Below are 18,749 nucleotides of genomic sequence, written 5' to 3' on the forward strand. Positions count from 1 at the left end.
GCAAGGCGATGTGACGCCGGCGAGCTGATGGCGTTCGCGGCGGCGGAGGTGGCGTCCTTCGAGAAGGTGCGCCAGGTTGTTCTCGTGCAACAGATGTCGAGTACCCCAACCGGCGACGTCCTCCGCCGCTGTGTGCCGCGCGGCGCCTCGATCGCCGTGATCCGCGCCGGCAAAAGATCTCCGAGTGGGCGAGATCTCAGTGCGGCACGGGCAGGTTCACCCCGGTGGAGCAGCCGGCCGCTCTTTTGGCTCGAATCGTGAGCGGAGAGTTCGATCACGCAGAACGACGGCTGACAAAGGGTTTCACTGTCAACGGGCAACAGGTACCGCCGCGCGTGTCAGCGAGGACAAGATATCTGTTCTGGTAGTGCGTAAGGCCCTTCCTCGCCGACAGGTCAACGGGGATCGTCGCGAGAGGCTCCCCGAGTCCCAGGAGGCGTCGTGCCTGTCGGAACATCCTCTGCTGCCTTGAACCTCGCCGCGGCCCTCGAACCAGCGCACCTCGAACTGGCCCGCGGCCCCCTGTCCGTCCAGATGCCCGCCGACGTGCGAGAGCGGGTCGCGCGCTGCCGCGAGTTCGTGCTCCAGGTCAGCGGCTCCGGGCGCGAGATCTACGGTGTCACAACGGGTTTCGGCCCGCTCGTCGAGTTCGCCGGCCGCGCGGACGGCGCCGGTCAGAGCGACAACACGATCATCCACCACATCGTCGGCCACGGTGAGCTGATGCCGCCCGCTGTCGCCCGCGCGGCCGTGCTGGCACGGCTGTACTCGTTGGCGCAGGGGCGATCCGGCGTGTCCGAGCACGTCGTCGAGTCGCTGATCGCCGTGCTGGACACCGAATTCGCTCCCGCGGTGCCACGTCTGGGTTCCGTCGGCGCGAGTGGTGACCTCCAGCCGCTCGCCTACGTCGCACATGCGTTGCGGGGCAACGGGAACGCGTTCTTCCGCGGCGAGCTCCTGCCGGCCGCCGAGGCGCTTGGCCGGGCCGGACTGCGCAGGATCGAGCTCGACGGGCGCGACGCGCTCGCGTTGGTCAACGGCGTCTCGGTGACCGCCGCGGCGCTCGGACTCGCTGTCGCGCAGGCGGTTCGCGCGCGCCGCACCGCGGAGTTGTTGTCCGCCTTGATGACCGACGTCCTGGGCTGCGGCACCGAGTTCACGTCGGTCGGGCTGCTCGCGGCGTTCGGCCACCCGGACGTGGCGGACACCGGTGCCGCGCTGCGGACCTGGCTCTCGGGCAGCGCGCCGTCCGGTGAACGGCCGTTGCAGGAGGCCTACAGCATCCGTTGCACGCCACAGCTGATCGGTGCGGCGCGCACGAGCGTGCGGCACGCGGAGGAGGTGGTGTGCCGCGACCTCAACGGTGTGAGCGACAACCCGTTGTTCTTCCCGGAGGCCGGGGAGGTCGTGCACGGCGGCAACTTCTTCGGCCAGCCGAGCGCCTTCGCGGCCGACCAGCTCAACGTCGCGCTGGTGCAGCTGGGCAACCTGGCCGAACGCCAGCTCGACCTGCTGGTCGACCCGCACCGCACCAACGGGCTGGCGCCGATGCTCAGCCCCGCACCCGGCCGGCACCACGCGTTGCAGGGCGTGCAGCTCTGCACGACCGCCACCGTCGCCGCGATGCGCCGCGCCGCCGCCCCCGCCTCGGTGCAGAGCCTGCCGACGAACCTGCACAACCAGGACGTCGTCCCGTTCGGCACCCAGGCCGCGTTCACCGCGCTCGACCAGGCGACGCTCCTGCGCTACCTGCACGCGGGGCTCGCGATCGGGCTGCGCCAGGCGGTGCACGTCGGCGCGCGCCGTCCTCGGGCACCGCGGCTCGCGGAGGTGTTCGACCGGATAGCCGCCGAAGTGCCACCGGTTGTGGAAGATCGGCCACTTGACACCGATCTCCGCGCCGCCGCCGACCTCCTCGACACCATTGCGTCCGAAGTGGAGGGTGCGCGATGAGTGCTCCCGTCTGCCTCCCCACGTGGGGGCACGCCCTGGTCGACCTGCCCGTGCTGCGCCTGCCGATGCCGGGAGCGGAATTGATTCCGTGCGCGACCGGCTGCTACCAGATTCCGATCGTCATCAGCATCCCCGAGGATCCGGTGGCACGCGCCGTGCACCGGTGGTTTCTCGGCCATCACGGCGCATTTCTGGTGTGGAGGTTTCTTTCGGATTCACTCGATCGGTTGATACGCGAGCCTGATTCGCAACTAGTCCGCCTCGCTGCGCTTGGATATGACGCGTACTCGGTGATGCTTGCCTATTCGGGCAGTTGTTCCCGTGAGGTGTACGAGAACGTCATCCGGCCCATGATGATGACGTTCGACCCGGCCTTCAGCGGGCGGTGGGCGCGTGACTACGAGCCGCTGCCCGGTCTGCTGCGCAGGGCGCGTACCGCACTGGGGCCCGTGGCGGCCGAACCGCTCTCCTCTGCGAGCAAGGCGAACCTGTTGGCACACATGGAGGTCATGCGCAGACTCGTGCCCAGCGGCCCGTCGCTGCTGCGCGAGTCCGGACGCACGCGCGTGCCCACCACCGACGCCGAGCGCGCCGGTTTCGACGAGTTCTTCCTCGTCAGCCGCGAGAACGTGTGCGTGAGCCGCTATCGCGCGCACCGCTCGGCCGTCTTCTCCGCCATCGGTCACGACCTCGCGCAACGCCCGCTGCGGCCCGAGTACCAGGACACGCTCAGGACGTTCGTCAACCGACTATGAGAGAAGGCCGCGCGTGAACGACTTCAAGGCCGTGGTCATGACCCCGCAGATCTACCGCTACGTGCGCGAACAGGCAGGCCAGCCCAGCGCGGTGCAGGAGAAGCTGATCGCGCGGACGCTGGAGCTCGGCGACTCCGCGGAGATGCAGATCCCGCACGAGCAGGCGGTCCTGCTGTCGTTGCTGGTCAAGCTGACCGGCGCGCAGACAGTGGTCGAGGTCGGCACCTACACCGGGTACTCCACGCTCGCGTTCGCGCAGGCACTTCCCCCGCACGGCAAGGTCATCACGTGCGACGTGTCAGCCGAGTGGACGGCGATCGCCGAGGAGGCCTGGGTCGCCGCCGGCGTCCGCGACCGGATCGACCTGCGGCTCGGTGCCGCCGCCCAGACGCTCGCGGAACTGCCGGACGAGCCGGTGATCGACCTGGTGTTCATCGACGCGGACAAGGTCGGGTACGTGCACTACTGGGACCTGCTGGTGCCACGGGTCCGGCAGGGCGGCCTGCTGCTCGCCGACAACACCCTCTACTACGGCGAGGCGGCGTCGGAGCAGCCGGAGGGCAACGCCGCCGCGATCGACGCGTTCAACAAGTTCGTGCTGCGCGACTCGCGCGTGGAGTCGGTGCTGGTGCCGATCGCGGACGGGCTGACGATGGCCCGCAAGAAGTGAGGTTGTGAGCATACCGACCGGTCGGTAGGGTGGTCCCCAAGTCGCTGACTTGGAGGCGTTCATGGCTCGTTGGGGTATCACGCTGCCGCTGATCGGCGTGCCGGTGCTGGAGCACCGCGCGCTGGTGTCCGAGCTCGCCGGGCTCGGCTACACGGACGTGTGGTCGGCCGAGACGACCGGCACGGACGCGTTCACGCCGCTCGCGCTGGCCGCGCAGTGGTCGTCGGAGCTGCGCTTCGGCCCTGCCATCGCGCCCGTCTACACGCGCGGCCCGGCCACCCTGGCGATGACCGCGGCGACGCTCGCCGAGGTCACCGGTGGCCGGTTCGTGCTGGGCATCGGCTCCTCGTCGCCCGCGATCGTGCAGCGCTGGAACGCGATCCCGTTCGAGGAGCCGTTCAAGCGCACCCGCGACACGTTGCGCTTCCTGAAGTCCGCTCTGGCCGGAGAGAAGGTCAGCGCCGACTACGACACGTTCTCGGTCAAGGGCTTCAAGCTGGAGCGCCCGCCGGCCGAGAAGGTGCCGATCATGCTCGCGGCGCTGCGCCCGAACATGCTGCGCCTGGCCGGTCGCGAGGCCGACGGCGCGATCACGAACTGGCTGGCCGCCTCCGACGTGCCGCAGGTGCGTGCCGAGCTGGGCGACGCCGAGCTCGCGGCACGGATCTTCGTGTGCCCGACCGAGGACGCTGACGCCGCGCGGGCGCTGGGCCGCATGCTGATCAGCACCTACCTGACCGTGCCGGCCTACGCGGCGTTCCACGACTGGCTCGGCCGCGGCGACGTCCTGCGCCCGATGCACGAGGCGTGGGCGGCGGGCGACCGCAAGGCGGCCTCGAAGTCCATCCCGGACGAGGTCGTGGACGCGCTGGTCGTGCACGGATCCGTGGACCAGTGCCGCGACCGCGTGGCCGAGTACCAGGCCGCGGGCGTCGACACCCCGATCATCGCCCTGCTCCCGACCGGCGGTGACCAGGTCGAGCAGGTGCGCGCGCTGGCACCCAAGGCCTGACGATGCCCGGCGCGACCGAGCAGAAGATCATCGACGCGGCCGTGCGCCTGTTCGCGGCGCAGGGCTACGACGCGACCTCGGTGCAGGAGATCGTGGCTGCGGCCGAGGTGACCAAGGGCGCGCTGTACCACTACTTCCGCGCGAAGGACGACCTGCTCTTCGAGATCTACCGGCTGCTGATCACGTCCCAGTCCGCCGACATGGACCGGATCATCGGCCTCGGCCTGCCCGCGGCGGAGACGGTGAGGGAGATCCTGGTCTCGCTCGTCGTCTCGACCGCGGAACGGGTCGACGAGACGGCGGTGTTCGTGCGGGAGCTGCAACGGCTCGGCGAGGAGCGGATGGCGGAGTTCCGCGCCGAGCGCCGCCGCTACCACGAGACGTTCCTCGCGGTGATCGAGAAGGGGCAGGCGGACGGCGAGTTCAGCTCCGTCGTGCCCGCGGACACGGTCGTGCGGATCGCGTTCGGCGTCGTGAACCAGCTGCCCATGTGGTACCGGCCGGACGGCGCCAAGCCGCCCGTGGCGCTGGCCGGGGAGATCGCGGACTTCGTGCTGGCGGGCCTGCGGTAACGACGGGCGGCGGTGTTTCTTGGCGCGAAAAGCACGTCCGGGCTATCGGCCCGAACGTGCTTTTCGCGCCAAACACGATCACCGATTCCTGAGTGCCGCCAGCGCCTTGTCGGCGTGCGAGTTCATCGAGAACTCGCTCTTGATCACCTCGATGACCTGGCGGTCGACGTCGATGACGAACGTGTGGCGCTTGACCGGGATCGGCCCGAACCGGCGCTTCACGCCGAACTGCTCCGCGACCTCGCCCTCGACGTCGGAGAGCAGGGGGTAGTCGAAGTTGTTCAGCTCCGCGAACTGCTTCTGCTTCGCCACGTCGTCGGTCGAGATGCCGACCCGCTGCGCCTTCGCCTCGGCGAACTCGGCGGCGAGGTCGCGGAAGTGGCAGCTCTGCGCCGTGCAGCCGGCCGTCATCGCGGCGGGGTAGAAGAACAGCACGACCGGGCCGTTCTCGAGCAGTTCGGACAGCTTGCGCTCCACGCCGTCCTGGTCGGGCAGGGAGAAGTCGGGGGCGAGGTCGCCGGGCTTCATGGATCTCCAAGTAGTCTCGGGGCCGTGACCAGCATGTCCGACGTGGCCAGGGCCGCAGGGGTGTCCGCTGCGACCGTATCGCGTGCCCTGCGAGGGGAACCGGGCGTGTCCGAGGCGACCAGGCAGCACGTCAGCGAGGTCGCGCGGCGCATGAAATACGCCATCGCGCGCGACGCCTCCTCTTTGGCCGGTGGGCGCCGCTACGCCATCGCGGTGCTGACGTCCGAGGTCAGTCCGGTGCTGGCGGGGGCGGAGAGCGCGCTGCGGCAGGCCGGGTACGACGTGCTGCTCTACGTCCTCTCGGACGCGGGCGCGCGCGAGAAGTTCTTCGACGAGCTGCCGCTGGGCCGCCGCGTCGACGGGGTGCTGCTGCTGTCGATGTCCATGACGGAGGCCGAACGGGCGGCGCTGGAGAGCCTGGAGGTCCCGCACCTCACCGTCGACGACGCCGATCTGCGGCGCGCGTTGCAGACCGCCGTGGAGCACCTGCTCGCGCTCGGGCACCGCGACGTGGCGCTGGTGCTCGCCGACGGCATCGACGAGTCCTACGACGAGATCCTGGTCGCCGCCGGCCTCACCGTTCGTCCCGAGTGGACGGTGTGGTGCTCGCCGACCGTCGACGGCGGCGAGCAGGTGGTCGACGTGCTGCTCGACGGCGAACGCCTGCCCACCGCCGTGATCAGCTCGAACGGCGCGGCGGCGCTGGGCATCTACCTGCGCATGCAACGGGACGGGCGCCTCGTGCCGGACGAGCTGTCGATCGTGTCGCTGGACGGGCAGGAGCTGACCCGCGTGGTGGGGCTGACCGCCGTGGAGGGTGCGGCGAAGGAGCTGGGGGAGCGGGCCGTCGCCGATCTGTTCACGCTGATCAGGGGCGGGGAGATCGAACCGGCCGAGCACCCGTTGCGGCTGGTCGTGCGCAACTCCAGCGGGCCGGTCGGCGCCGTAGGGTGAACGCATGCCCGCCGAAGAGCGCCTGACCGCACTGCCCGCGCTGCCGGACACCCCCGGCTACGCCCACGCCGTGACCGTCAGCGGGAGGATCGCGTTCGTCTCCGGCCAGGTCGCCGTCGACGCCAGGGGGTGCGTGGTCGGGGTCGACGACCTCGCGGCCCAGACGCGGCAGGCGTTGAGCAATCTTCATCACGTGATCGAAAATCTTGGCGCCGACTGGTCGGATGTCATCAAGTTCACCTGGTTCGTCCTCGACGCGTCCGAGGTTCAGACCATTCGTGACGTGCGGGACGAGATTCTGCGACCCGCGCTGGGAGGAGTGCACAACCCCGCCAGCACGCTGGTTCAGGTCGCGGCGTTGTTCGGGCCGGAATTTCTCGTAGAGGTCGAGGCCGTCGTGGCAATTCCCGGAGAAGCATCGGATGTTTGAGTGAATGCACCGGAGAGTGTGTGTCCCAACCGGCCTGCACCCTTCGGGTGACCAGGGACCATTTGCTCTGGTAATGCTGACCGAGCTGTGACATAGGTTGTACCTGTGGAGGAGTTGGTGGCGCGGCTGGCGGACGCCTGGGGCGTCGCCACTCGGTACGAGAACGCGGACCAGCAAGAGGTCGCGGTCGACATCGAGGTCGTCGTCAAGGTCCTCGCCCAGTTCGGCGTCGACGCGTCCACTGAGGACTCCGTCGCCCGCGAGCTCGCCGCGATCGAGCAACGGCGCGCGGCCGAGACGTTGCCGCCCACGATCGTCATCCGCGAGTACGAGACGTACGACCTCCACGGGCCAGCCACCGTCGAGCTCGAGGACGGCACCACTGTCGAGACGGAGCGGCACCTGCCGGACTCGCTGCCGCTCGGCTACCACCGCGTCGTCACCGCGGACCAGACCGTCACCCTCGCCGTCGCGCCCAGGACGTTGCCCGACGTCCCGAAGACCTGGGGCTGGATGTTGCAGCTCTACGCCGCGCGCTCGCAGGACTCGTGGGGCATGGGCGACTTCGCCGACCTCGCCACGATCGCCCGGCGGTCGAGCCTCGAGCTGGACGCCGGCGTGGTGCTGGTCAACCCGGTGCAGGCGCCGAGCCTGACGCACCCGGTGCAGCGCTCGCCGTACTCGCCGACGAGCCGCCGGTTCGCGAACCCCCTGTACCTGCGCATCACGGACACGGCCGAGTTCCTGCAAGCCTGTCCGCGCACCCGGCAGCTCATCCGCGACCTCAGGCCGTCCAACCAGGACCTGATCGACTACGACGCGATCTGGGACGCGAAGAAGCAGGCGCTGGAGCTGCTCTTCCCCGGCGGCGACGTCGAGATGGACGCCGAGCTGGAGAAGTTCGCGACCTACTGCGCGCTGGCCGAGATCCACGGCAGCGACTGGCGCACGTGGCCGGCGGACCGCGAGGAGCCGCCACGGGAGCGCGTCGCGTTCCACGCCTGGCTCCAGCACCTGTGCACCCGGCAGCTGCAGGACGTCCGGCTGGCCGCGCACGAGGCCGGCATGGCCGTCGGCGTCATCCACGACCTTCCCGTGGGCGTCGACCCCGGCGGCGCGGACACGTTCGCCGACCCCGAGGTGTTCGCCATCGACGTCACGGTCGGAGCACCGCCGGACGCGTTCAGCGCGGACGGCCAGGGCTGGGGCCTGCCGCCGTGGCGTCCCGACAAGCTCGCCGAGTCCGGCTACCGGCCTTTCCGGCAGGTGCTGCGCAGCGTTCTCAAGCACGCGGACGGCATCCGGATCGACCACGTCGCCGGACTGTGGCGGCTGTGGTGGATCCCTCCGGGCGAGCCGCCGTCGCGCGGCACGTACGTCCACTACGACGCCGACGCCATGCTCGGGATCCTGGCGCTGGAGGCTTTCCGGGCCGGTGCGGTCGTGGTCGGCGAGGACCTCGGCACGGTCGAGCCGGTCGTCACGAAGACGTTGCAGGAGAACGGCATGCTGACCAGCGCCGTCCTCTACTTCCAGCGCGACTACTACGCCGAGGGCCACCCGCTGATCCCGCCGTCGCGGTGGAACCCGAACCAGATGGCCAGCATCTCCACGCACGACCTGCCGACCGCGGCGACGTTCTTCGCGGGCCCCGACGGCCCGGACTTCGACGAGCTCATGAGCCAGGAGGGCATCGACGCGAGCGACCGCGTCGCGGGCGCCCACGAACTGCTCGCGCAGGCACCCTGCGCGTTGGTCCTGACTTCACCTCAGGACGCTCTGCGGGAAACCCGGCAGCCCAACGTGCCGGGCACGATCGACGAGCACCCGAACTGGAGAATCCCGCTGCCGGTGGTGTTGGAGGACTTCTTCCCCCGCGTCCGCGACATCACCCGTCCGCTGCGCTCCCGGAATAGATGAAACTTCCACGTAACGGCAGGTCACGCGCCTGTGGAGTACTGTGAGGCCGTCACCCGACGGCGAACGACGAACGTTTTGGAGGTGGCGTACCAGATGAGCTCAGCCGTGAGCACGCGGACACCAACCGGCGTGCTTGAACTGGCCGTCGAGCAGGTTCTCGCTTCGGTGAGACCCGCCGCGCTCGGCGACCCGGTGGTCGGGGCACGGCGTGCGGAAGAGTCCCTCCGCGACGCGCTGCGGGACGCAGGTCCCGTGGAGGACAACATCGCCCTGCAGCACGCGCTGGCGTGCGCGGAGGCCGCTTGTGAGCACCTGAAGTACTGCGAGATCCAGGAAGCCCGCACCTTGCTCACCGCCGCACGTGGGCAGCTGGTGCTGGCGCACGAAAGGGCGTGACAGCACCCGGTAGTCGCCGCACGGTGACGATCACACGATCGACTCAAGCCGCTCCCACTCCCGTGAGAACCTTCCTGTAGCGGGCCCGGAACTGTCGGTGCCCGCTCGTAGGGTTCGGAGTGTGATCGACCACCAGGCCTGCCGGGGCACGTCCATCAGACGCCCGAGAAGGGGCGAGACCGCACTGTCGTGGGCGGGGCGCCGGTTCACCACCGGCGGCCCCCGCGTCGAACCCGGCATGCGGCAACTGGCGTACAACACGCGACGGCGGGGTAGTCGTCTGGTCGCGGCCGCCGGTTGGATGCCCGCCCGGCAGCCGTCGGATACGGTCATGTCGGTAGCCGCTCATCTGTGAGGAGCATCGTGCGACCCTGGCCTGGAAGGCCCTACCCGCTTGGCGCCGGCTACGACGGCGTTGGCACCAATTTCGCCCTGTTCTCCGAAGTCGCCGAGTACGTCGAGCTCTGCCTGTTCGACGACGACGGCACCGAGACCCGCGTGCGCCTGCCGGAGGTGGACGGTTTCGTCCACCACGGCTACCTGCTCGGTGTCGGGCCCGGCCAGCGGTACGGGTACCGCGTGCACGGCCCGCACGACCCCGCCAGGGGCCTGCGCTGCAACCCGAACAAGCTGCTCATCGACCCGTACGCCAAGGCCATCTCGAACGGCCTGTCGTGGGACGAGGCGCTGTACGGGTACAAGTTCGGCGCGCCGGACGAGCGCAACGACACCGACTCGGCGCCGCACGTGCCGAAGAGCGTGGTGGTGAACCCGTTCTTCGACTGGACGAACGACAGGTACCCCAGGACGCCGTACAACGAGTCCGTCATCTACGAGGCGCACGTCCGCGGTCTCACGATCGACCACCAGGAGATCCCGCCGCGGCTGCGCGGGACCTACGCCGGCCTCGCGCACCCGGTGATGATCGACCACCTCATCAAGCTCGGGGTCACGGCGGTCGAGCTCATGCCGGTGCACCAGTTCGTCAGCGATCACACGCTGGCCGAGCGCAGGCTCAGCAACTACTGGGGCTACAACACGATCGGGTTCTTCGCGCCGCACGACGGCTACGCCGCGATGCCGCTCAACCAGGTGCAGGAATTCAAGGGCATGGTCAGGGCCCTGCACCAGGCGGGCATCGAGGTCATCCTCGACGTCGTCTACAACCACACGGCGGAGGGCAACCACCTCGGGCCGACGTTGTCGATGCGCGGCATCGACAACGAGGCGTACTACCGGCTGGTCGAGGACGACCCGAAGTTCTACATGGACTACACCGGCACCGGTAACTCCTTGAACGTGCGCACGCCGCACACGTTGCAGCTCATCATGGACTCGTTGCGCTACTGGGTCACCGAGATGCACGTCGACGGCTTCCGCTTCGACCTCGCCGCGACGCTGGCGCGCGAGTTCTACGACGTGGACAGGCTGGCGACGTTCTTCGAAGTCGTGCAGCAGGACCCGGTGGTGTCGCAGGTCAAGCTGATCGCCGAGCCGTGGGACGTCGGGCCCGGTGGCTACCAGGTCGGCAACTTCCCTCCGCTGTGGACGGAGTGGAACGGCAAGTTCCGCGACACGGTCCGCGACTTCTGGCGCGGCGAGCAGGCGACGCTCGGCGAGTTCGCGTCGCGCATCACCGGCAGCAGCGACCTCTACCAGGACGACGGGCGCAGGCCGTACGCGTCGATCAACTTCGTGACGGCGCACGACGGCTTCACGCTCAACGACCTGGTGTCGTACAACGAGAAGCACAACGAGGCCAACGGCGAGGACAACAAGGACGGCGAGAGCCACAACCGGTCCTGGAACTGCGGTGTCGAAGGGCCGACGGACGACGCGGAGGTCGTCGAGCTGCGGGCACGGCAGCGGCGCAACCTGATGGCGACGATGCTGCTGTCGCAGGGCGTGCCGATGATCCTGCACGGCGACGAGTTCGGGCGCACGCAGCACGGCAACAACAACGCGTACTGCCAGGACAACGAGGTCTCCTGGGTCGACTGGTCGCTGCTGGAGAGCAACGCCGAGCTGGTGGAGTTCACCGGGGCGCTCGCCAGGTTCCGCAAGGCGCACCCGGTGTTCCGGCGCAAGCGGTTCTTCGCGGGCCGGCCGATCCGCAAGGGCGAGGAGTTGCGCGACATCGCGTGGTTCACCCCGGCCGGCGAGGAGATGACCGAGCAGAACTGGGAGGACGACTTCGGCAAGTGCGTCGTCATCTTCCTCAACGGTGAGGGCATTCCCGATCTCGACTCGCGCGGCATGCGGGTGGTCGACGACTCGTTCCTGATGGCGTTCAACGCCCACCACGAGGACATCGAGGTGACGCTGCCCGACGCCGAGTACGGTCCGGAGTGGACGGTGGTGATCGACACCACGACCGGGCACGTCGGCAACGGGGAGAAGCCGATCGTCGCGGGCGGCCAGCTGAACCTGACCGCGCGGTCACTCGTCGTGCTCCAGAGGGTGGGCTGATGGCGGCCCAGAAACGAGCCCGGAAGAGAGCACCGTCGTCCACGTACCGCGTCCAGTTCACCCCGTCCTTCACGTTCGCCGACGCCGCCGGTGTCGCGGACTACCTGGCACGCCTGGGCATCGGCGCGCTGTACGCCTCACCGATGCTCGACGCGCGCGAAGGGTCCACGCACGGCTACGACGTCGTGGACCCGACCCGCGCACGGCCGGAGCTGGGCGGCGACGAAGGCCGGCGAGCCCTGCAGAAGCGGCTGGACGAGCTCGGCCTCGGCCTGGTCGTCGACATCGTGCCGAACCACATGGTGGTGCCGAACCCGTGGTGGGAGGACGTGCTCGAACGCGGGCAGGCCTCCGAGTACGCGCGGTACTTCGACATCGACTGGTCGTCGGGCAAGGTCCTGCTGCCGGTGCTGGCGGAGGACGCCGAGGACGAGGTCCACGAGCACTACCTGAAGGCGAACTGGCGGCGCGGCAACACCGAGCTCAACTACCGGCGGTTCTTCGACATCACCGAACTGGCGGCGGTGCGCGTCGAGGACCCCGAGGTGTTCGAGGCGACCCACCGCGAGGTGCTGTCGTGGGGCGTCACGGGTCTGCGGGTCGACCACCCGGACGGCCTGGCCGACCCCGGTGGCTACTTCCGGCGGCTGCGCGAGCACTTCGACGGCTGGCTGGTCGTCGAGAAGATCCTCGGCCCGGACGAAGCGCTGCCGCAGAGCTGGCCGGTCGACGGCACGACGGGCTACGACGCGTTGCGCGAGGTCTGCGGCGTGTTCATCGCCCCCACTGACTCGTTCGGCGGCGGCTTCCACGAGGTCGAGCACGCGTCACGGCAGCAGGTCGCGGACTCGATCCTGGTCGCCGAGGTGCGCCGGATCGCGGGCCTCGTGCAGGGCGTGCCGTTCGAGGAGGCGTGCCAGGCCGTCGCCGAGGTGATGGTCAACTTCCCGGTGTACCGGTCGTACCTGCCGGAAGGCTCGCAGCACTGGGAGACCGCGGTCGAGCTGAGCCGCTCACCCGCGGTGCGGGCGCTGGACGAACAGGTCCGCGCCGATCCGCACGGTGAGCTGGCGACGCGGATCCAGCAGACGTCCGGCATGGTCGTCGCGAAGGGCACCGAGGACACCGCGTTCTACCGGTACACGAACTTCGTGGCGCTGAACGAGGTCGGAGGCTCCCCGGACCGCTTCGGTATGCCGGTGAGCGAGTTCCACCAGCGCGCGGCGACCCGTGAAGCCGCGGAACCGGCCGCGATGACGGCGCTGTCCACGCACGACACCAAGCGGTCGGAGGACGTGCGGGCCCGGCTCGCGGTGCTGGCGGAGATGCCCGACGAGTACCTGGCGTTCGAGGCGGAGATGTCCGCGCGGCACGGCCTCTCCGAACCGTCGCTGAACCGCCTGGCGTGGCAGTCGCTCGTCGGCGCGTTCCCGATCACCGAGGCCCGGCTGGGCCAGTACCTGGAGAAGGCCTCCCGCGAGGCGAAGATCAAGACGTCGTGGGTCGACCGCGACGCCGAGTTCGACGCCGAGGTGGCCGCGTGGCCCGCGAAGGTGCTCAACGAGCCAGAAGTCGCCGCGTTCGTCGAACGGATCAAGGCGCCCGGCTGGTCGAACTCGTTGGGGCAGAAGCTGGTCCAGCTCACCATGCCGGGTGTGCCGGACGTGTACCAGGGCACCGAGCTGTGGGACTTCTCGCTCGTCGACCCGGACAACCGCCGTCCCGTCGACTACGCCGTGCGCCGGGACCTGCTGGAGCGCATCGAGTCCGGCTGGCTGCCGGAGGTCGACGACTCCGGCGCGGCCAAGCTCCTCGTCGTGCAGAAGGCCCTGCACGTGCGCAAGCGAGGTCTGCACGGCTATCGGGCGTTGCGGGCGGAAGGGCCTGCCGCGGAGCACGTGCTCGCGTTCGAACGGTCCGGCGTGATCACGGTGGCGACCCGGCTGCCCGTGACGCTGGCGCGGAAGGGTTGGCAGGACACGGTTCTGCCGTTGCCGAAGAGTCCGGGGTGGACGGACGTGCTCACCGGACGGCCGGCGACCGAGGCCCTGGCGTCGTTGCTCGACACGTATCCGGTGGCACTGCTCGTGCAGGGGGATTGAGTGAGCTATGCGGTGTGGGCGCCGACGCCCGAGTCGGTGCACGTGCGCGTCGACGGCTTCGACCACGAGATGAAGCGCGAAGGCGACTGGTGGCACTCCGACGCCGACTCGCCCGCGGGGACGGACTACGCGTTCGTCATCGAGGGCAGGGCGTACCCGGATCCGCGGTCGCTGTGGCAGCCGAACGGGGTGCACGAGGCGTCCCGCGTGTACACCCACGAGTTCGAGTGGACGGACGGCGGCTGGACCGGGCGCGCGTTGCCCGGCGGGGTGATCTACGAGCTGCACATCGGCACGTTCACCCCGGAGGGCACGTTCGACGCGGCCATCGGCAAGCTCGACCACCTGGTCGACCTCGGCATCACGTTCGTCGAGGTCATGCCGGTCAACAGCTTCGACGGCGTCGAGGGCTGGGGCTACGACGGCGTCCTGTGGGGTGCCGTGCACGAACCGTACGGCGGACCGGACGGCTTCAAGCGGTTCGTGGACGCCTGCCACGCCAAGGGCCTCGCCGTGCTGCTCGACGTGGTCTACAACCACCTGGGGCCGTCCGGCGCGTACCTCGACAGGTTCGGGCCGTACTTCGCGGGCCGCAACGACTGGGGGCCGGGGCTGAACCTCGACGGGGCGAACTCCGACGAGGTGCGCAGGTACGTCATCGACAACGCGCTGCAGTGGCTGCGGGACTTCCACGTCGACGGGTTGCGGCTCGACGCCGTGCACGCGCTGGCCGACCGCCGGGCGGTGCACGTGCTGGAAGAGCTTGCCGTCGAGGTGGACGCGCTCTCCGCGTCGGTGGGGCGCCCGCTGACGTTGATCGCCGAGTCGGATCTGAACGACGCCAGGCTCGTGACGGCGCGCGAAGGCGGCGGACAGGGCCTGCACGCGCAGTGGTCCGACGACCTGCACCACTGCCTGCACGTGGCGCTGACCGGTGAGACGTTCGGCTACTACGAGGACTTCGCGGCACCTGGCGCGCTGAAGAACACGCTGGAGAAGGTGTTCTTCCACGCGGGCACGTGGTCGTCGTTCCGGGAGAAGCACCACGGCAAGCCGGTCGACACGGCGTTGATCCCCGGTCACCGGTTCCTGGCGTACACGCAGAACCACGACCAGATCGGCAACCGCGCCGCGGGCGACCGCCTGCCGGCGAGCGTGTCGACCGGGAAGTTGTTGTGCGCGGCGGCGATCGTGCTCACCTCGCCCTACACCCCCATGATCTTCATGGGGGAGGAGTGGGCGGCGTCCACGCCCTGGCAGTTCTTCGCGTCGTTCCCGGACCCGCAGCTGGCCGAAGCCGTCCGGACGGGCAGGCGGCGCGAGTTCGCGAGGCACGGTTGGGGCGAATCCGACGTACCGGACCCGATGTCACCGCAGACGGTCGAGAACTCGCGGCTCAAGTGGGACGAGCTGACCGAAGGCGAGCACGCGACGGTGCTCGAGACCTACCAGGCGCTGATCGCGTTGCGCCGCTCCCGCCCGGAGCTGGCCGACCCGCGGTTGGACAGGTTCGTGGTGGAACAGGACGGGGCGTGCTTCGTGCTGCACCGCGGGAGCACCCGCGTGGTGGTCAACCTCGGCACGACCCCCGTCCCGCTGCCTCAGGGGGACGTGGTGCTGACCTCCTCGGCGAACCCTTCGTCGCTGTCACCCGAGTCGTTCGCGGTCGTCGCGTCGACGTGATCCCACAGCACCTGGTCGGCCAGGTTGACCGGCCGTCCGAGGTGAGCGTGCACGAACGCCGCGACCAGCCGGTCGGCTGCGACGTGCAGCTTGATGTTGTGGTGCTGCGACATGTGCACCAGCAGCTGGAACGCCTGCTGGGGTGTGCAGGGTTTACGTGCGGCGATCAGGCCCGTGGCCTGCCCGATGACGGTCCGGGACACCAGGGCTTTGCGCAGCCCTGCCACCTCGGCCTCGAGGGCGGTGATTCTCGCGGACGACACCGCCGGCTCCTTTCGCGTCGTCATGGTCACAGCGGCATGCCGGTGTGACGACGGTGCTCTGGAGCTGTCTTGCGAAGGGCGGGCACACCCAGAGCAAGCCGTCACATCGGCTTGCGGCTGGGTTCTCAACCGCGAGTGATCACCTTATCAACTGTTTCGGGCGGTGCTCGCCGGGTAACCAGTCCACGTAGCTGACCAACACTGAAGGAGCCTGATCCATGGGTGCCGACGACAAGTTCAGCAACAAGGCTGAAGAGATGAAGGGCCGCGCCAAGGAAGCTGTCGGCGACGCCACGGACAACGAGCAGTGGCAGGCCGAGGGCCGCGCCGAGCGCGCCAAGGCCGACATCAAGCAGGCGGGCGAGAAGGTCAAGGATGCCTTCCGCTCGGACAAGTAAGTCAGCCGACGACGCCGCCCAGTACGTCCCGGAAGGGGCGGACTGGGCGGCGTTGCGTTCCGCGTCGTGCGGCTGCCGCGGATGTGGCCTCTACAAGGACGCGTCGCAGACGGTGTTCGGTGAGGGACCGGTGCCGGCGCGGCTCATGATGGTGGGGGAACAGCCCGGCGATCGTGAGGACGTCGAGGGGCACGTGTTCGTGGGGCCTGCCGGGCGGTTGCTGGACAAGGCCTTGGCCGCAGCCGGGATCGACAGGTCGCAGGCGTACCTGACGAACGCGGTGAAGCACTTCAAGTTCACCGAGCGCGGGAAGCGCAGGATTCACCAGCAGCCTCGGCGGGGCGAGGTGGTGGCCTGCTTCCCGTGGTTGCGCGAGGAGATCCGGGTCGTGCGGCCGCGGCTCGTAGTCGTGCTGGGGGCCGTGGCGGCGAAGGCGTTGCTGGGAGCGTCGTTCACGCTGACCGCGCACCGCGGTGAGGTGCTGGAGCAGGACGGCTTGCGGATCGGGGTGACCGTGCACCCGTCGGCGGTGCTGCGGGCCGAGAACCGTGACGAGGCTTACGACGAGTTCGTCAGAGACCTCAAGGCGTTGAAGAAAGCCCTGTAGAAACGGGACAACCCCCGGACGACTCCTGCGCTAGCAGGCCGAGCGGGACCAGCGCTCGAAGTCCGGGGGCCGGGTGGCTGCCTGGGTTTGCACTAGGCGTCACCGAGGGCGGTCCTAGCGGACAGCCACCTCACGAGTCCTGTAGCTATACAACTTTGGACCACCTCCTCTCTTGTGTACGACGAACCTATGTCGTGATCGGCTGGCGTCGCAACGGAGTTTCGCCGAGAGCTTGACTTGCCTGTTTCGCGTAGAATCCACAGACATGGTGCGCATCCCACTGACGTCGCTGGAACGGGAGCGCGGCAGGCGGCTCGGCCAGTTGCTGCGGGACGCCCGCGGCGAGGAGAGCATGGTCGAGATCGCGGCTCGCGCCGGGTTGTCCGCCGAGACCGTTCGCAAGATCGAGACGGGTCGTGCCCCCACGCCGTCGTTCTTCACCATCGCCGCACTCGCCGGCGCACTCGGCATCTCGCTGGACGCGATCAACGAGCTGCTGGCCCCGCAGAGCCGATCAGCCTAGGGCGTCACACGATCGTGGCGAATTCGCTCGGACGAATTACGTAACCTTTGGCTTCCCCTTTTCGGCCGCGTTCCGGTTGATTGATGTGGTTCATTTCAGCGCTTGCCGCCGCATTCCTCGGGTTGGTGCTCGTCGGCGCATCTGCGATCTCCGCAGCGCCCTCCGAGCAGGTCAGCAGGGGCGAGGTGCTGCAGCGGGCGACATCGGCACGGCTGAACGTCACGGGCTGACCGTCACCAGGCGACCGGCATGGCCAGCGGTCCGCGCATGGCCATGCCGGTTCGCCATTCGACGTCACCGGCCAGGCGCAGTTCCGGGAAACGGCTGAGAATCGCCATCAGCGCCACCTGGAGGTCCATCCGCGCCAGCTGTGCGCCGATGCAGTGGTGCGGACCGTGGCCGAACGTCAGGTGCCCCTTGGCGTTGCGCGTCACGTCGAACCGGTCGGGGTCGGGGAACTGGCGCGGGTCCCGGTTGGCGGCGTGCTTGGCGAGCAGCACCGGCTGGCCGGCGTGGACGGTGCCGCTGCTGAGCTCCACGTCCTCCAGGGCGTACCGGGGCAGGATGTCGGAGATCTCCTGGGCGGGAATCCAGCGCAGCAGCTCCTCGACGGCGCCGGGCATCAGTTCGGGCCGGGAGCGCAGCAGCGCGGCCTGATCGGGGAACTGCAGGAGGACGTACACCGAGTTGGCGATGTGGCAGGCGGTCGAGTCGTAGCCCGCGCCGAGCAGCAACACCGTGAGCTGCACCAGTTCCTCGGCGGTGAGCCGGTCGCCGTCCTCCTGCGCCACCACCAGAGCGCTGATCAGGTCGTCTTCCTGGTGCTCGCGGCGTTGGTCGGCGAGCCCGGCGAGGTAGCCCGCGAGCTCTCCCAGTCGCGCGATCTTCTCCTCGTCGGTCATCGCCGTGACCGACATGAACGCGGCGGCCAGGTCCTGGAAGTGGTCGCGGTCGGCGTACGGCACGCCGAGCAGGTCGCAGATCATCAGTCCTGGCAACGGAATCGCGTACGCGGTGAGCAGGTCGGCCGGTGGTCCGGCCTTCTCGACGTCGTCCAGCAGCTGCGAGGCGAGCCGTTCGGCGTTCGCCCGAAGCTGCTCGACGCGGCGCACGGTGAACGCGTGGGCGAGCAACCGGCGCAGCCTGGTGTGTTCCGGCGGGTCGAGGTCGGTGAGGATGGCGCCCATTCGCTGCGGCCCCATCCGAGGTGTGTCGCGCACGGCGGCCTGCGCGAGGCTGAACCTCGGATCGCTGAGCGCCACGCGGACGTCGTCGTACCTGGTGAGCAGCCAGCCCTCCTCGCCGTGGGGGAGTTGGACGCGGGCCAGCGGTTCTTCGTCTCGCAGCCTGCTGTACGTCGGGTCGATCTCGAGCCCGTCCACCGGACCGAACGGGTAGGAACGCGCAATCATGAGCATCCTCCAGGGTTCGCGGCGCCTGCATCATAGGGCCGGTAAACGCTTTCATCCGAGGCTTGACTGGGCTTGACCGCGTTTGACTGCCGTCCTACGCTG

Annotated in this window: 19 protein-coding genes; 15 read left to right on the forward strand and 4 right to left on the reverse strand. The window is 69.2% G+C overall.

Annotated elements, in window-relative coordinates; all coding sequences use genetic code 11:
- The first annotated feature begins 441 nt into the window (after positions 1-441).
- From AOM45_RS44225 to AOM45_RS44245, 5 genes are all read left to right on the forward strand, one after another.
- Positions 442-1,953, forward strand: coding sequence for an HAL/PAL/TAL family ammonia-lyase (locus AOM45_RS44225; RefSeq protein WP_030473269.1), 1,512 nt, complete (start codon positions 442-444; stop codon positions 1,951-1,953).
- A gap of 50 nt (positions 1,954-2,003) precedes the next feature.
- Entirely contained in the window at positions 2,004-2,708 is a 705-nt protein-coding gene (locus AOM45_RS51515) for a 3-methyl-L-tyrosine peroxygenase-related protein (RefSeq protein ID WP_156094418.1), read from the forward strand.
- A 13-nt stretch (positions 2,709-2,721) separates the two neighbouring features.
- Complete coding sequence (locus AOM45_RS44235; protein ID WP_030473271.1) at positions 2,722-3,378, forward strand: O-methyltransferase; 657 nt, start codon at positions 2,722-2,724, stop codon at positions 3,376-3,378.
- A 61-nt stretch (positions 3,379-3,439) separates the two neighbouring features.
- Complete coding sequence (locus AOM45_RS44240; RefSeq protein WP_030473272.1) at positions 3,440-4,390, forward strand: LLM class F420-dependent oxidoreductase; 951 nt, start codon at positions 3,440-3,442, stop codon at positions 4,388-4,390.
- A gap of 2 nt (positions 4,391-4,392) precedes the next feature.
- Positions 4,393-4,962, forward strand: a complete 570-nt coding sequence (locus AOM45_RS44245) for a TetR/AcrR family transcriptional regulator (protein WP_030473273.1) — start codon at positions 4,393-4,395, stop codon at positions 4,960-4,962.
- 78 nt (positions 4,963-5,040) lie between these two features.
- On the opposite strand, the gene AOM45_RS44250 is transcribed toward AOM45_RS44245, so the two are convergent.
- Positions 5,041-5,490, reverse strand: a complete 450-nt coding sequence (locus AOM45_RS44250) for a peroxiredoxin (RefSeq protein ID WP_030473274.1) — start codon at positions 5,488-5,490, stop codon at positions 5,041-5,043.
- A 33-nt stretch (positions 5,491-5,523) separates the two neighbouring features.
- Between AOM45_RS44250 and AOM45_RS44255 the strand changes: the two genes are divergently transcribed.
- The 7 genes from AOM45_RS44255 (at position 5,524) to treZ (ending at position 15,444) form a co-directional block, all read left to right on the forward strand.
- Positions 5,524-6,444 carry a LacI family DNA-binding transcriptional regulator gene (locus tag AOM45_RS44255; protein WP_035913736.1) on the forward strand — a complete coding sequence of 307 codons (921 nt, stop codon included), beginning with the start codon at positions 5,524-5,526 and terminating at the stop codon, positions 6,442-6,444.
- Positions 6,445-6,448: 4 nt separating this feature from the next.
- Positions 6,449-6,874, forward strand: coding sequence for a RidA family protein (locus AOM45_RS44260; protein ID WP_030473276.1), 426 nt, complete (start codon positions 6,449-6,451; stop codon positions 6,872-6,874).
- A 105-nt stretch (positions 6,875-6,979) separates the two neighbouring features.
- Positions 6,980-8,794, forward strand: coding sequence for a 4-alpha-glucanotransferase (locus AOM45_RS44265; RefSeq protein ID WP_035913722.1), 1,815 nt, complete (start codon positions 6,980-6,982; stop codon positions 8,792-8,794).
- Positions 8,795-8,887: 93 nt separating this feature from the next.
- Positions 8,888-9,190 carry a hypothetical protein gene (locus AOM45_RS44270; RefSeq protein WP_030473278.1) on the forward strand — a complete coding sequence of 101 codons (303 nt, stop codon included), beginning with the start codon at positions 8,888-8,890 and terminating at the stop codon, positions 9,188-9,190.
- Between the two features lie 363 nt (positions 9,191-9,553).
- A complete protein-coding gene (gene glgX / locus AOM45_RS44275) occupies positions 9,554-11,659 on the forward strand; it encodes a glycogen debranching protein GlgX (protein WP_030473279.1) in 2,106 nt (701 codons plus the stop codon).
- Complete coding sequence (treY, locus tag AOM45_RS44280) at positions 11,659-13,761, forward strand: malto-oligosyltrehalose synthase (RefSeq protein WP_030473280.1); 2,103 nt, start codon at positions 11,659-11,661, stop codon at positions 13,759-13,761. The genes glgX and treY overlap by 1 nt, the downstream gene beginning before the upstream one ends.
- Positions 13,762-15,444: a malto-oligosyltrehalose trehalohydrolase gene (gene treZ, locus AOM45_RS44285; RefSeq protein ID WP_030473281.1), complete on the forward strand. Its 1,683-nt coding sequence runs from the start codon at positions 13,762-13,764 to the stop codon at positions 15,442-15,444.
- Here treZ and AOM45_RS44290 read toward each other — a convergent pair.
- Positions 15,363-15,707 (reverse strand): ANTAR domain-containing protein, encoded by a 345-nt coding sequence (locus tag AOM45_RS44290; protein WP_051784702.1) that lies wholly within the window; start codon positions 15,705-15,707, stop codon positions 15,363-15,365. The two genes, treZ and AOM45_RS44290, sit on opposite strands and share 82 nt — an antisense overlap.
- A 218-nt stretch (positions 15,708-15,925) precedes the next feature.
- Here AOM45_RS44290 and AOM45_RS44295 point away from each other — a divergent pair, with 218 nt between their 5' ends.
- From AOM45_RS44295 to AOM45_RS44305, 3 genes are all read left to right on the forward strand, one after another.
- Entirely contained in the window at positions 15,926-16,105 is a 180-nt protein-coding gene (locus AOM45_RS44295; protein ID WP_030473283.1) for a CsbD family protein, read from the forward strand.
- On the forward strand, positions 16,083-16,712 hold the full coding sequence (locus AOM45_RS44300; protein ID WP_030473284.1) for a UdgX family uracil-DNA binding protein: 630 nt from the start codon (positions 16,083-16,085) through the stop codon (positions 16,710-16,712). Before AOM45_RS44295 ends, AOM45_RS44300 begins: the two co-directional genes overlap by 23 nt.
- A gap of 265 nt (positions 16,713-16,977) precedes the next feature.
- Positions 16,978-17,235, forward strand: a complete 258-nt coding sequence (locus AOM45_RS44305; protein WP_030473285.1) for a helix-turn-helix domain-containing protein — start codon at positions 16,978-16,980, stop codon at positions 17,233-17,235.
- A gap of 4 nt (positions 17,236-17,239) precedes the next feature.
- Here the strand turns inward: AOM45_RS44305 and AOM45_RS51520 are convergent, their stop codons facing one another.
- A complete protein-coding gene (locus tag AOM45_RS51520; RefSeq protein WP_156094419.1) occupies positions 17,240-17,458 on the reverse strand; it encodes a hypothetical protein in 219 nt (72 codons plus the stop codon).
- Positions 17,459-17,468: 10 nt separating this feature from the next.
- Positions 17,469-18,647 carry a cytochrome P450 gene (locus AOM45_RS44310; protein ID WP_051784709.1) on the reverse strand — a complete coding sequence of 393 codons (1,179 nt, stop codon included), beginning with the start codon at positions 18,645-18,647 and terminating at the stop codon, positions 17,469-17,471.
- Positions 18,648-18,749 lie beyond the last annotated feature (102 nt).

This window comes from Lentzea aerocolonigenes (assembly GCF_000974445.1).
Taxonomy (GTDB): Bacteria; Actinomycetota; Actinomycetes; order Mycobacteriales; family Pseudonocardiaceae; genus Lentzea; species Lentzea aerocolonigenes.